Below are 13,242 nucleotides of genomic sequence, written 5' to 3' on the forward strand. Positions count from 1 at the left end.
CAACTCACGGCCAAAGGGCTTTCCCGCACCTGGCGTTTTGAGTTGCGTTCTATGTCGTTGCACGCCGTGCGCCCAAAGATCCTGGGTTTTATCAGCGAAGATGTCTCGGCCTGGCTGGTCGCGCTGCTGGTATTGCTGGTCGGCGGGGTGCTCACCGGTTTGCTGGCATGGTCGACGCTGAATCTGTTTCACCATCAATTGCGGCAACGCTTTCAACTGCTGGCCAGTGAGCGTTATAGCCGTATCGAAGAGCGTTTCGAAGATCAGGAGCAGCGCCTCGATGGCCTGCGCCGTTTTTTCGCCAACTCCGACTCGGTGTCCCGGGCGGAATTCGACGGTTATACCCAGCCTTTGCTGCTGCGAACCCAAGCCTATTCCTATGCGCAACGGGTCAGCGGTGAGCAGCGGGCGGCGTTCGAACGCCGTGCCCGTGACGAAGGCTTGAGTGACTTCACCCTGCGCGAACTCGATGCCGATGGCGAACTGAAGCTGGCGGGCGAGCGCGACGAGTACGTGGCGGTGCTCTACAGCCAGACCCAAAGCAAACTCGGTTCTCCCCTCGGTTACGACTTGCTGGCCCAGCCGCTGCGGCGTGCCACGCTCGAACGGGCCCATCAGCATGGCCGCATGGCGGTGTCGCAACCGATGCATCTGGTGAGTATCGAGCCGGCTTATGCGCGAGGCGTACTGCTGGTCGCCCCCGTCACACCACGCAACAGAAAGGACCACAACGCCACCAAGCCCTACGGTTATGTGATGGCCGTGATCAGCATGCGCCAGTTGCTCGCGGACGGGCTGCCGGAAGCGAGCCGTGACTATCTCTCGGTGCGCATCCTCGATCTGTCGACCGACGACCAGCACGAAGTGCTCTTCGAGTCGCCCAACCCGCCGGCTGTCAGCGAGTTGTCGGCCACGCGCCTGTTGCGCATGGCCGATCATGACTATCAAGTCGATATCCAGCCCAGCGATGCGTTCCTGCAAGCCAACCACTCTTCCGTGACCAGCCTGGTGGTGTTGGGTGGTCTGCTCAGCGTGCTGCTCAGTGCCTTGCTGTATGTGCTGGTCAGTCAGCGCCAGCGCGCGTTGAAACTGGTCGAGCAACGCACCCAGGAGTTGCGCGATCGGGAGCAGGAGTTGCGCGGCACTCACGGTCAGCTGCGTGGCGTGCTGAATGCCGCCACCCAGGTTGCGATCATTGCCACCGACCTGCGCGGCGTCATCAGCACCTTCAACGCCGGTGCCGAGCAGATGCTCGGCTATGGCAGTGCCGAAGTGGTGGGTCACATGACCCTGGAAAACCTGCATCTGCCGCGCGAACTGGTCGCTCGCTCGGCAGAGTTGAGCGCACGTTATGGCAAGCCGGTGCCGACCTGCCAGGCGATGCTGGTCGAAGGCGAAGTGGGCGGCGGTCACGAGACGCGGGAGTGGACACTGGTGCGCGGCGATGGCAGCCACTTGATGGTCAACATGCTCGCCACACCGGTGCTCGATGAGCAGGGCCTGTGGGTCGGGCACCTGGCGGTGTGCATAGACATCACCGAGCGCAAACGGGTCCACGAAGCGCTTGCGGCGCGGGACCTGCTGCTGAAGAAACTCAGCGCCCATGTGCCCGGTGGCATCTATCAGTTCAAGATGGAGTTCGACGGGCGCTTCAGTGTGATTTACGCCAGCGACGGCATTCGCGAGATCTACGAGCTGGAGCCCGACGTGCTGTTGCTCAATGCCGAGTCGATCTTCACCCGCATTCACCCTCAGGACACCACCCGTGTCCGCGCCTCGATCCGCGCCTCGGCCGAAACCCTCAGCCCCTGGCGCGAGGAGTACCGCGTGCAACTGCCGCAACGTGGCTTGCGTTGGGTTCGCGGCGAAGCCACGCCGGAGGAGTTGCCCGGTGGCGGTGTGCTGTGGCACGGCTATATCTCGGACATTTCCGATATGAAGCGGGTGGAAGAAGAGTTGCGCGCGTTGTCGGTTACCGATTCGCTGACCGGGATCCACAACCGCCGCTATTTCCAGGAACGCCTGACCACCGAAATGGCCCGGGTGGAGCGTGGCGGCGGGGATCTGTCGGTGATCATGCTCGATATCGACCACTTCAAGCGGATCAATGACCTGCATGGCCACGCCATCGGTGACCGGGTGTTGCAGGCCGTGTGCGAACGGATCGGCCACCGGTTGCGTCGCACCGATGTGTTCTGCCGCCTGGGCGGTGAGGAGTTCATGGTGCTGTGCCCGGATATCAGCGGCGAGCATGCCTTTGTGTTGGCCCAGCAGTTGTGGCAAGGCTTGCGCAGTTCACCCATTGAGGGTGTCGGTACGGTCACCGCCAGTTTCGGCATTGCCAGTTGGCGGGTCGGGGAGGGGGCCGATGCCTTGCTGTTGCGCGCGGATTCGGGCGTGTATGCGGCGAAGCAGGCGGGAAGGGATCGGGTTGAGGAGGAGATGAGCTAACCCGGGTTGTACGCAGACCCTGTAGGAGCGAGCTTGCTCCGGGCGGCGTTCCGACGATGGTCGATAACGATAACGCGGACATACTGAATGTACGCGGCGCTCTGGAATCCATCGCGAGCAAGCTCGCTCCTACAAGGGACCGTGCTGTGCTTTACAACACCGAAGCCGTCTGCGGCATTTTCGGTTGGCGGTACAGGTCCAGCAGCACCTGATCGAGCACCGACGAGGCGCCGAACGGGGCCTTGTCGTTGAGGATCGCCACCACCGCCCAGGTGTTGCCGTTGATGTCGCGACTGAAACCGGCAATCGCCCGCACGGTGTTCAGGGTGCCGGTCTTGACGTGGGCTTCACCGCGCATCGCCGTGGTCTTCAGGCGCTTGCGCATGGTGCCGTCGGTGCCGGCAATCGGCATCGAGCTGATGTATTCGGCGGCATACGGGCTGTGCCACGCCGCTTCGAGCATCGAGGCCATTTCCCGGGCGCTGACACGCTCGGCGCGAGACAGGCCGGAGCCGTTCTCCATCAACAGGTGCGGCGCGGTGATGCCTTTTTTCGCCAGCCACTGACGCACGACACGCTGGGCGGCCTTGGCGTCGTCGCCGTCGGCATCGGTGCGGAAGCGTTGGCCGAGGCTCAGGAACAGCTGCTGGGCCATGGTGTTGTTACTGTACTTGTTGATGTCGCGGATGATTTCCGCCAGGTCCGGCGAGAACGCCCGGGCCAGGACCTTGGCGTCTTTCGGTGTTGGCGCCAGCACATCCTTGCCCTGGATGCTGCCACCCAGTTCCTTCCAGATCGCGCGGACCGCGCCGGCGGTGTAGGTCGCGTGGTCGAGCAGCGAGAGGTAGGTCTGCGAGCTGCAGCCTTCACCGAGTTGACCGCCGACCGTCACGGTCACGGTGCCATCGGCCTGGGCCACCGGGTTGTAGCGCACGCCACCGGTGCATTGCTTGGAATTGAGGGCCTTGACCTGGTTGTCGATGCGGATGCTCGCAATCGGCGGCTCCAACGAGACCAGCACCTTGCCCGAGTCATTGCGCGCGACGAAGCGCAGTGCCTTGAGGTTGACCAGCAGCGAATCGGGTTTGACCAGGAACGGCTTGTTCTCGTCGTTGCCGTCGTCATTGAATTCCGGCAGTTGCGGTTGCACGAAGAAGGTCTTGTCCAGCACCAGGTCGCCGGTGACCTGGGTCACGCCGTTGGCACGCAGGTCACGCATCAGCAGCCAGAGTTTTTCCATGTTCAGCTTCGGATCGCCGCCACCCTTGAGGTAGAGGTTGCCGTTGAGGATGCCGCCACTCAAGGTGCCGTCGGTGTAGAACTCGGTTTTCCACTGGTGGTTCGGGCCGAGCATTTCCAGGGCCGCGTAGGTGGTGATCAGCTTCATGGTCGACGCCGGGTTGACCGACACGTCGGCGTTGAACACCGTCGGGGTGCCGGGGCCGGTCAGCGGGATCATCACCAGCGACAGGGCGTTGTCCTGCAACTTGCTGGCTTTCAGGGCTTTTTCAACGTTGGGTGTCAACGCCGTGTTGATGGGAGCTGCGCAAACGGGGAGGGCCAGGGGGAGGAGAAAACCGGCCAACAGCAATGGACGCAAAGATTTGATCATCAGAAATAAAACCCTACAGTCGAGGGGAAAAAAGATGAGGGCATGAAGATAAATTCCCTCAATGGTCATGAAAGTGTCGGCATTATGCCCCAAGGTGTTGCAGCTTGTGCCGTGCGTCGGCGGTCTGATCGGCTATTTTTTTACCGACGGTAGGGGTAGTGGCCCAGAGAGTCAGGCAATTGGCGGCTTAAACTGCTAAAGTGCCGCCCGTTATTACTTAAGAGGATTGTTCCAATGGCGACTAACCGTTCCCAGCGTCTGCGCAAAAAACTGTGCGTCGATGAATTTCAAGAGCTGGGTTTCGAACTGAACCTGGATTTCAAAGAAGATTTGGCTGATGAAGCCATTGATGCTTTCCTCGACGCGTTCCTCAAAGAAGCCATGGAAGCCAACGGTCTGGGTTATGTTGGCGGCGATGACTACGGTCTGGTTTGCCTGCAGAAGCGTGGCTCGGTCAGCGCTGAACAGCGCGCTGCCGTTGAAGCCTGGCTCAAAGGCCGCACCGAGCTGACCAGCGTTGAAGTCAGCCCGTTGCTGGACGTCTGGTACCCGGAAAAGCCGATCAATCCGGTAGCTTGATGTTGAAAAAACGGCGACCCAAGGGTCGCCGTTTTTTTATGCGTTTTTCCCACCGTTCAGGATCAGCAGCGTCACCACCCCCGCGACAATCCCCCAGAACGCCGAACCGATGGAAAACAGCGTCAGCCCCGATGCCGTGACCATGAAGGTGATCAGCGCCGCTTCACGCTCCTTCACTTCACTCATGGCAATGCTCAGGCCGTTGATGATCGAGCCGAACAGTGCCAGTGCGGCGATCGACAGCACCAGTTCCTTGGGCAGCGCGGCAAACAATGCCGCGAGCGTCGCGCCGAACACCCCGGCGATCCCGTAGAAAATCCCGCACCAGACGGCTGCGGTGTAGCGCTTGTTGCGATCCTCATGGGCGTGCGGTCCGGTGCAGATCGCTGCGCTGATCGCCGCCAGGTTGATGCCGTGAGAGCCGAACGGTGCCAGCAGCAAGCTGGCGATGCCGGTGGTGGTGATCAGCGGCGAGGCGGGCACCGTGTAGCCATCGGCGCGCAATACGGCGATGCCGGGCATGTTCTGTGAGGTCATGGCGACGACAAACAGCGGGATGCCGATGCTGATGGTCGCTGCCAGGGAGAAATGCGGCGTGGTCCAGACCGGCGTGGCCACTTCCAGGTGGAAACCGCTGAAGTCCAGCAGGCCCATGAAACCTGACAATGCCGTGCCGATCAGCAATGCCGCCAACACCGCATAACGCGGCGACAGGCGCTTGACCAGCAAATAGGTGACGAACATCCCCAGCACCAGGGCGGTGCGGTGTTGCGCAGCGACGAAAATCTCGCTGCCGATCTTGAACAGGATCCCCGCCAACAGGGCGGCGGCCAAGGAGGCCGGGATTTTTTTCACCAGCCGTTCGAAGCTGCCGGTCAGCCCGCAAATCGTCACCAGCACCGCGCAGGTGATGTAAGCGCCAATGGCTTCGCCGTAGCTCACGCCGCCCAGGCTGGTGATCAGCAGCGCTGCGCCGGGGGTCGACCAGGCAATGGTGATCGGCGTGCGATAGCGCAGGGACAGGCCGATGGAGCACACCGCCATGCCGATGGAAATCGCCCAGATCCACGAAGAAATCTGCCCGCTGCTCAGGCCCGCCGCTTGTCCGGCCTGAAACATCAGCACCAGGGAGCTGGTGTAACCGGTCATCATGGCGATGAAACCGGCGACGATGGCCGAGGGCGAGGTGTCGGCCAGCGGGCGGAGCTGCGTGTGCGTGGCGTCGTTCATGACGGTAGTGTTCCTTGTGCAAATCGCGGAATTCGGGTTTAAGCCTAAACTCAAAAGTAACCGGACGTTGCGATACAGCCGGGGCAACATTCAGCCGTACAGTCGTGTTGCCACTAAGCATTGTGTACAATCGCAGTGTTTTTTACGCGATACTTGCCAGCGACCCACTGTGCCGTATTACAGTCACGGTCAATTCGCCGCAGTTCTTCCGACTCGAGTGCCCATGAACGAACAGTTGCAACCCCTAAAGAAACAACCGCGAGCAGGCAAAGCCGGCCGCAGCGGTACCCAGGACGATATTGTCTACGCGCATATCTTCGAGGCCATCCTCGAACAGCGTCTGGCGCCCGGCACCAAGTTGAGCGAAGAAGCGCTGGGGGAAATTTTCGGGGTCAGCCGCACCATCATTCGCCGCGCCCTGTCGCGCCTGGCCCATGAAGGTGTGGTATTGCTGCGTCCGAATCGCGGCGCCGTGGTCGCCAGCCCGAGCGTCGAAGAAGCCCGCCAGGTGTTCATGGCCCGCCGCCTGGTGGAGCGAGCGATCACTGAACTGGCGGTTCAGCACGCGACCGCCGAGCAGATTGCCGAATTGCGCCAGATGGTCAACGACGAGCGCGACAGCTTCTCCCGTGGCGACCGTGGTGCCGGCATCCGCCTGTCGGGCGAATTCCATCTGAAACTGGCCGAAGCGGCGAAAAACGCCCCGTTGATCAGCTTCCAGCGCAGCCTGGTGTCCCAGACTTCGCTGATCATCGCCCAGTACGAAAGCGGCAACCGCTCCCACTGTTCCTACGATGAGCACACCCAGTTGATCGACGCCATCGAGAAACGCGACGGCGAGCTGGCGGTGAACCTGATGATGCACCACATGGATCACATCGACAGCAAGCTCAACCTCGATGAGGAAAGTGCTTCGGATGACCTGCATGCGGTGTTCTCGCATTTGTTGCAGACCAAGAAGCCAGGGCGCTCGCCGGCGAAAATCTGATAGACCGGGTCGCCCCTATCGCGGGCAAGCCCGATCCCACAGGATTTGCGGTGGAGCGCAAATCTTGTGAACCCCACAAATCACTGTGGGAGCTGGCTTGCCAGCGATAGCAATCGAACAGGTAGTAAAAATCCCCCGGACTGTAGAGTGCGGGGGATTTTTTATGCCCGGAAAACCTTAGCGCTGATGCACCAGGTTGCCCGCCGCATAGGTCTGCTGAACAGTCCGGTCATCCCCCAGGGTCATCAACACGAACAACGTTTCGGCGATGTTGTTGGCCTGCTTCAGGCGATAGCTCAGCAGCGGCGTGGCGTTGTAGTCCAGCACCAGGAAGTCCGCATCGGTGCCCGGTTGCAGGGTGCCGATCTTGTCTTCCAGGCGCAGCGCGCGGGCGCCGCCGAGGGTGGCCAGGTACAGCGACTTGAACGGGCTCAGGCGCGCACCTTGCAGTTGCATGACCTTGTAGGCTTCGTTGAGGGTTTGCAGCAGCGAGAAACTGGTGCCGCCGCCGACATCGGTGCCGATACCGACGTTGAGGTTGTGCTTCTCGGCCATCGGCAGGTTGAACAGGCCGCTGCCGAGGAAGAAGTTCGAGGTCGGGCAGAACGAGATGGCCGAACCGGTTTCTGCCAGTCGCGCGCATTCGTCATCGCACAGGTGCACGCCGTGGGCGAACACCGAGCGCTCGCCGAGCAACTGGTAGTGGTCGTAGACGTCCAGGTAGCCCTTGCGCTCCGGGAACAGCTCCTTGACCCACTCGATTTCCTTGAGGTTTTCGCTGATGTGGGTCTGCATGTACAGATCCGGGTATTCGCTCAGCAACTGGCCGGCCAGGGTGAGCTGTTCCGGGGTGCTGGTCGGTGCGAAGCGTGGCGTCACTGCATAGTGCAGGCGACCCTTGCCGTGCCAGCGCTCGATCAGTGCCTTGCTGTCGACGTAGCTGGATTCGGCGGTGTCGGTCAGGTAGTCCGGGGCATTGCGGTCCATCATCACCTTGCCGGCGATCATGCGCAGGTCGAGCTGCTCGGCGGCTTCGAAGAACGAGTTCACCGATTGCGGGTGCACGCTGCCGAATACCAGCGCAGTGGTGGTGCCGTTGCGCAGCAGTTCCTTGATGAAAATGTCGGCGACTTCGTCCGCGTGGGTCTTGTCGGCGAACTGGCTTTCACACGGGAAGGTGTAGGTGTTGAGCCAGTCCAGCAGTTGCTCGCCGTAGGCGCCGACCATGCCGGTTTGCGGCAAATGGATGTGGGTGTCGATGAAGCCCGGGGTGATCAGTGCATCCTGATAATGGGTGATCCCGATGTCGGCCGGCAGGGTCGGCAGCAGTTCGCTGGCGTGGCCCAGGGCACTGATCTGGCCGTTATCCACAACCAGCAAGCCGTCTTCGAAATACTCGTAGGAGGCTTCGATGCCAACTTTGGCAGGGTCGGCGATGCTGTGCAGGATGGCGGCGCGGTAAGCGTTGCGAGTCAAAGGCATGAGATTCTCAATTCGAGGCTTTCAAGTTTGCGGTTTGGCTGCGGCGTGACGCGGGCAGCAGTTTGGCAATCGGTTCGGCGCTGGACGTTTGCTGGCCGAAATTGGCGTTGTAGGTGGCGATGATTTCGCCGGCGATGGAGATGGCGATTTCCACGGGCAACTTGCCTTTGACTTCGCCGATGCCCATCGGGCAGCGCATGCGTTGCACGACGCCGGTGTCGAAACCGCGATCGCGCAGGCGGTGTTCGAACTTCACGCGTTTGGTCTTCGAACCGATCAGGCCGAAGTAGGCGAAGTCGTTGCGCTTGAGGATCGCAGCGGTCAGTTCAAGGTCGAGCTGGTGGTTGTGGGTCATGACGATGCAGTAGCTGCCGGCGGGCAGATCGTCGATTTCATCCACAGGTTCTTCGCTGACGATCTTGCGTACGCCATGGGGGATCTGCTCGGGAAATTCATCTTCCCGCGAATCGATCCAGCGTACCCGGCAAGGCAGGCTCGCCAGCAATGGCACCAGGGCGCGGCCGACGTGGCCGGCGCCGAACACGGCAATCTGCGCCTGCACCTGGCCCATCGGTTCGAACAACAGAACAGTGGCGCCACCGCAGCATTGGCCGAGGCTGGCGCCGAGGCTGAAGCGCTCCAGATGGGTGTCCTGCTTGCCGCTGGCGAGCATTTCGCGGGCGATCTTCATGGCCTTGTATTCCAGGTGCCCGCCACCGATGGTGTCGAAGGCCTGGTTCGCGCTGATGACCATCTTCGAGCCGGCGTTGCGCGGCGTCGAGCCGAGCTCTTCGATGATGGTGACGAGCACGCAGGGCTCACCGCGGTTTTGCAGGTCGGCGAGGGCGTCGATCCAGTTGTACATGTTTCACCTCAACATCTCTGTTGTCAGTTCGGGCCTCATCGCTGGCAAGCCAGCTCCCACAGGATTTGAGTTGAATCCAAATTCTGTGGACACCACAAGACACTGTGGGAGCTGGCTTGCCAGCGATGGCCGCACCTCGGTCTAGAGCGAAGCTAACTCGGTCTCGGCCTCGACAGCCTTTGCCGCCTTCAGCTGGCGCATCTGCTCACAGCCCCACAACACCCGCTCCGGGGTCGCCGGCGCATCGATTTTCGGTTGATGTTTGTAGTCGCCCAAGCTCGCCACGGCGTCCTTGATCGCACACCACGAGGCGATGCCGAGCATGAACGGCGGCTCGCCCACGGCCTTGGAATGGAACACCGTGTCTTCCGGGTTCTTGCGGTTTTCCACCAGCTTCACCCGCAGGTCCAGCGGCATGTCCGCCACGGCCGGGATCTTGTAGCTGGCCGGGCCGTTGGTCATCAGCTTGCCCTTGTTGTTCCACACCAGCTCTTCCATGGTCAGCCAGCCCATGCCCTGGATGAAACCGCCCTCGACCTGACCGATGTCGATGGCCGGGTTCAGCGAGGCGCCGACGTCGTGGAGGATGTCGGTGCGCAGCATCTTGTATTCGCCGGTCAGGGTGTCGACCAGCACTTCACAGCACGCCGCGCCAAAGGCGAAGTAGTAGAACGGACGGCCACGAGCCTGGCTGCGGTCATAGTAGATTTTCGGAGTCTTGTAGAAGCCGGTGCTCGACAGCGACACCTGGGCGAAGTACGCCTGCTGGATCAGCGCTTCGAAGGTCAGGATGTGATCGCGTACGCGCACGTGGCCGTTGTGGAATTCCACGTCTTCTTCGCTGACCTTGTACTGGCGAGCCGCGAATTCCACCAGGCGTTGCTTGATGGTTTCGGCGGCGTTCTGTGCAGCTTTACCGTTCAGGTCGGCACCGCTGGAAGCCGCGGTCGGCGAGGTGTTCGGCACTTTGTCGGTGTTGGTCGCGGTGATCTGTACGCGGTCCATTTCCACCTGGAACACTTCAGCCACCACCTGCGCGACCTTGGTGTTCAGGCCCTGGCCCATTTCGGTGCCGCCGTGGTTGAGGTGGATGCTGCCGTCGGTGTAGACGTGCACCAGGGCACCGGCCTGGTTGAGGAAGCTGGCGGTGAAGGAAATACCGAATTTCACCGGGGTCAGCGCCAGGCCTTTTTTCAGGATCGGGCTGTTGGCGTTGTAGCGACGGATCGCTTCGCGGCGTTCGGCGTACTGGCTGCTTTCTTCCAGTTCGGCGGTCATCTCTTCGAGCATGTTGTGCTCGACGGTCTGGTAGTAGTGGGTGACGTTGCGCTCGGTCTTGCCGTAGTAGTTGGCCTTGCGCACCGCCAGCGGATCCAGGGCCAGATGGCGAGAGATGGCGTCCATCACTTCTTCGATGGCGACCATGCCTTGCGGGCCGCCGAAACCACGGTAGGCGGTGTTCGACGCGGTGTTGGTCTTGCAACGGTGACCGTTGATGGTCGCGTCGCCCAGGTAGTAAGAGTTGTCCGAGTGGAACATCGCGCGGTCGACGATCGACGCCGACAGGTCAGGCGAGCAGCCGCAGTTGCCGGCCAGTTCCAGGTTGATGCCGTGCAGGCGCCCGGTGCTGTCGAAGCCGACGTCATACTCGACGTAGAACGGGTGACGCTTGCCGGTCATCAGCATGTCTTCGACGCGCGGCAGACGCATCTTGGTCGGCTGGCCGGTGAGGTGCGCGATCACCGCGCACAGGCACGCCGGGCTGGCGGCCTGGGTTTCTTTACCACCGAAACCACCGCCCATGCGGCGCATGTCGACGACGATCTTGTTCATCGACACGTCCAGCACTTCGGCCACCAGTTTCTGCACTTCGGTGGGGTTCTGCGTGGAGCAGTAGACGATCATGCCGCCATCTTCGGTCGGCATCACCGAAGAAATCTGGGTTTCCAGGTAGAAGTGTTCCTGGCCGCCGATGTGCAGTGTGCCCTGGATGCGATGCTCGGCAGTGGCCAGCGCCGTGACCGAATCCCCACGTTTATGGGTATGGCTGTCCAGTACGAAGTGGCGTTTGCGCAGGGCTTCGACCACGTCCAGCACCGGCTCGAGGTCTTCGTATTCGATGATTGCGGCCATGGCCGCCTTGCGCGCGGTTTCCAGGTCTTTCGCCGCCACGGCGAGCACCGGTTGACCGACGAATTGCACGGTATCGATGGCCAGCAGCGGATCGCCCGGCAGCAACGGACCGATGTCTTTCAGGCCCGGTACGTCTTCGTGGGTGATGGCGATGCGCACGCCTTCGAAGGCGTAGCAGGGCGCGGTGTCGATGCTGATGATCCGGGCGTGGGCACGGTCCGACATGCGCGCATAAACGTGCAACTGGTTCGGAAACTCCAGGCGATCGTCGATGTACTGCGCTTCACCGGCCACATGCTTGGCGGCGCTGTCGTGTTTGACGCTGCGGCCGACACCGGTGGTCAGGTCCTTGGCGAACAGTTCAGCCAATTCGGCTTGGGTCTTCTCTACGGCGTGATGATTAGACATAAGCGGTCACCCGAGTCTCGATGTGCGGTGTTTGCAGTTCGATGAAGTATTTGCGCAGCAGGTTCTGCGCGCTGAGCAGGCGGTATTCCTTGCTGGCGCGGAAGTCCGAGAGCGGCGTGAAATCTTCGGCCAGGGCGGCGCAGGCGCGTTCAACGGTGGCCTGCCCTTGGGATAAAGAGTCAAAACGGGAGCCGAGCAGCGCGGCTTCGCAGGCGGCGGCGCGTTTCGGGATGGCGGCCATGCCGCCGAAGGCGACGCGGGCTTCAGCGACCACGCCGTTTTCCAGGCGAATGTTGAAGGCGGCACAAACTGCCGAAATGTCGTCGTCCAGACGCTTGGAGACCTTGTAGGCGCGGAACAGTTTTTCAGCGCTGGCGCGGGGCACGATGATCTTCTCGATGAACTCGCTTTCCTGACGCGCGGTCACGCGGTAATCGATGAAGTAGTCTTCCAGGGCCAGGGTGCGGCGGGTTTCGCCTTTGCACAGGACGATTTGTGCGCCGAGGGCGATCAGCAGGGGCGGCGAGTCACCGATCGGCGAGGCGTTGCCGATGTTGCCGCCCAGGGTGCCCTGGTTGCGAATCTGCAAGGAGGCGAAGCGGTGCAGCAGTTCACCGAAATCCGGGTACTCGGCGTTCAAGGCCTCGTAGCAGTCGGAGAGGGACGTGGCGGCGCCGATTTCCAGGCGATCGTCAAAACGGTCGATGCGTTTCATCTCGGCGACGTTGCCGACGTAGATCATCACCGGCAAGGTGCGGTGGAACTGCGTCACTTCCAGCGCCAGGTCGGTACCGCCGGCCAGCAGGCGGGCCTGTGGATAAGCGTCGTAGAGGTCGGCCAGGTCGGCTACGGTCAGCGGCACCAGGCAGCGTTTGTCGCCGCTGTTGAGTTCGCCGATATCGGTCGGGGCAATGGCTTTGAGGCGCGCGATCGTCTCGGCTTCGCGGGCGTCGAACTGATCCGGTTTTTTGCCGCAGCAGGACTGCTCGGCGGCTTCCAGGATCGGCCGGTAGCCGGTGCAGCGGCAGAGGTTGCCGGCCAGTGCTTCATGGGCCTTGGCATGATCCGGTGCATCGCTGTTCTTTTGCAGGGCAAACAGCGACATCACGAAACCGGGGGTGCAGAAGCCGCATTGCGAACCGTGGCACTCGACCATGGCTTTCTGCACGCTGTGCAGTTCACCCTTGTGCTTGAGGTCTTCAACGCTGATCAGTTGTTTGCCGTGCAGGGACGAGACAAAGGTCAGGCACGAGTTGAGGCTGCGATAGCGAATGTGTTCGCGGCCGTCATCATCGGTCTGCAATTCGCCGACCACCACGGTGCAGGCGCCGCAGTCACCGCTGGCGCAGCCTTCTTTGGTACCGGGTTTGCCGACATGGTCGCGCAGATAATTGAGCACGGTCAGGTTCGGGTCCAGGGCGTGCTCGCTACGGAGTTCCTGGTTTAGTAAAAACTGGATCACGGAAGGCCTCGCAGACTCATTATTGTTGTTAA

General features: G+C 61.6%; 9 protein-coding genes. 3 read left to right on the plus strand and 6 right to left on the minus strand.

Annotated features, from left to right (window positions below; translation table 11 throughout):
• Nucleotides 1-51: 51 nt before the first annotated feature.
• Entirely contained in the window at nucleotides 52-2,451 is a 2,400-nt protein-coding gene (locus AB4O16_RS25900; RefSeq protein WP_460156153.1) for a sensor domain-containing diguanylate cyclase, read from the plus strand.
• Between the two features lie 151 nt (nucleotides 2,452-2,602).
• Here AB4O16_RS25900 and dacB read toward each other — a convergent pair whose 3' ends face one another.
• Nucleotides 2,603-4,063: a D-alanyl-D-alanine carboxypeptidase/D-alanyl-D-alanine endopeptidase gene (gene dacB, locus AB4O16_RS25905; RefSeq protein ID WP_460156154.1), complete on the minus strand. Its 1,461-nt coding sequence runs from the start codon at nucleotides 4,061-4,063 to the stop codon at nucleotides 2,603-2,605.
• 234 nt (nucleotides 4,064-4,297) lie between these two features.
• On the opposite strand from dacB, the gene AB4O16_RS25910 reads away from it, so the two are divergent.
• Complete coding sequence (locus AB4O16_RS25910; RefSeq protein WP_007971486.1) at nucleotides 4,298-4,642, plus strand: YggL family protein; 345 nt, start codon at nucleotides 4,298-4,300, stop codon at nucleotides 4,640-4,642.
• Between the two features lie 36 nt (nucleotides 4,643-4,678).
• Here the strand turns inward: AB4O16_RS25910 and AB4O16_RS25915 are convergent, their stop codons facing one another.
• Nucleotides 4,679-5,872: a benzoate/H(+) symporter BenE family transporter gene (locus AB4O16_RS25915; protein WP_460156155.1), complete on the minus strand. Its 1,194-nt coding sequence runs from the start codon at nucleotides 5,870-5,872 to the stop codon at nucleotides 4,679-4,681.
• Nucleotides 5,873-6,095: 223 nt separating this feature from the next.
• On the opposite strand from AB4O16_RS25915, the gene AB4O16_RS25920 reads away from it, so the two are divergent.
• Entirely contained in the window at nucleotides 6,096-6,860 is a 765-nt protein-coding gene (locus tag AB4O16_RS25920) for a GntR family transcriptional regulator (protein ID WP_150715740.1), read from the plus strand.
• Nucleotides 6,861-7,037: 177 nt separating this feature from the next.
• Here AB4O16_RS25920 and guaD read toward each other — a convergent pair whose 3' ends face one another.
• The 4 genes from guaD to xdhA all read right to left on the minus strand — a co-directional run bounded on the left by guaD (nucleotide 7,038) and on the right by xdhA (nucleotide 13,210).
• Nucleotides 7,038-8,336 (minus strand): guanine deaminase, encoded by a 1,299-nt coding sequence (gene guaD, locus AB4O16_RS25925; RefSeq protein ID WP_460158086.1) that lies wholly within the window; start codon nucleotides 8,334-8,336, stop codon nucleotides 7,038-7,040.
• Between the two features lie 13 nt (nucleotides 8,337-8,349).
• Complete coding sequence (xdhC, locus tag AB4O16_RS25930; protein WP_460156156.1) at nucleotides 8,350-9,207, minus strand: xanthine dehydrogenase accessory protein XdhC; 858 nt, start codon at nucleotides 9,205-9,207, stop codon at nucleotides 8,350-8,352.
• 141 nt (nucleotides 9,208-9,348) lie between these two features.
• Nucleotides 9,349-11,748 (minus strand): xanthine dehydrogenase molybdopterin binding subunit, encoded by a 2,400-nt coding sequence (gene xdhB / locus AB4O16_RS25935; RefSeq protein WP_160388787.1) that lies wholly within the window; start codon nucleotides 11,746-11,748, stop codon nucleotides 9,349-9,351.
• The gene (gene xdhA, locus AB4O16_RS25940) at nucleotides 11,741-13,210 is read right to left on the minus strand and encodes a xanthine dehydrogenase small subunit (RefSeq protein ID WP_460156157.1); all 1,470 of its coding nucleotides are present in this window, start codon (nucleotides 13,208-13,210) and stop codon (nucleotides 11,741-11,743) included. Before xdhA ends, xdhB begins: the two co-directional genes overlap by 8 nt.
• Nucleotides 13,211-13,242: the final 32 nt, after the last annotated feature.

The sequence above is a fragment of the Pseudomonas sp. S2_H10 genome (genome assembly GCF_054668285.1).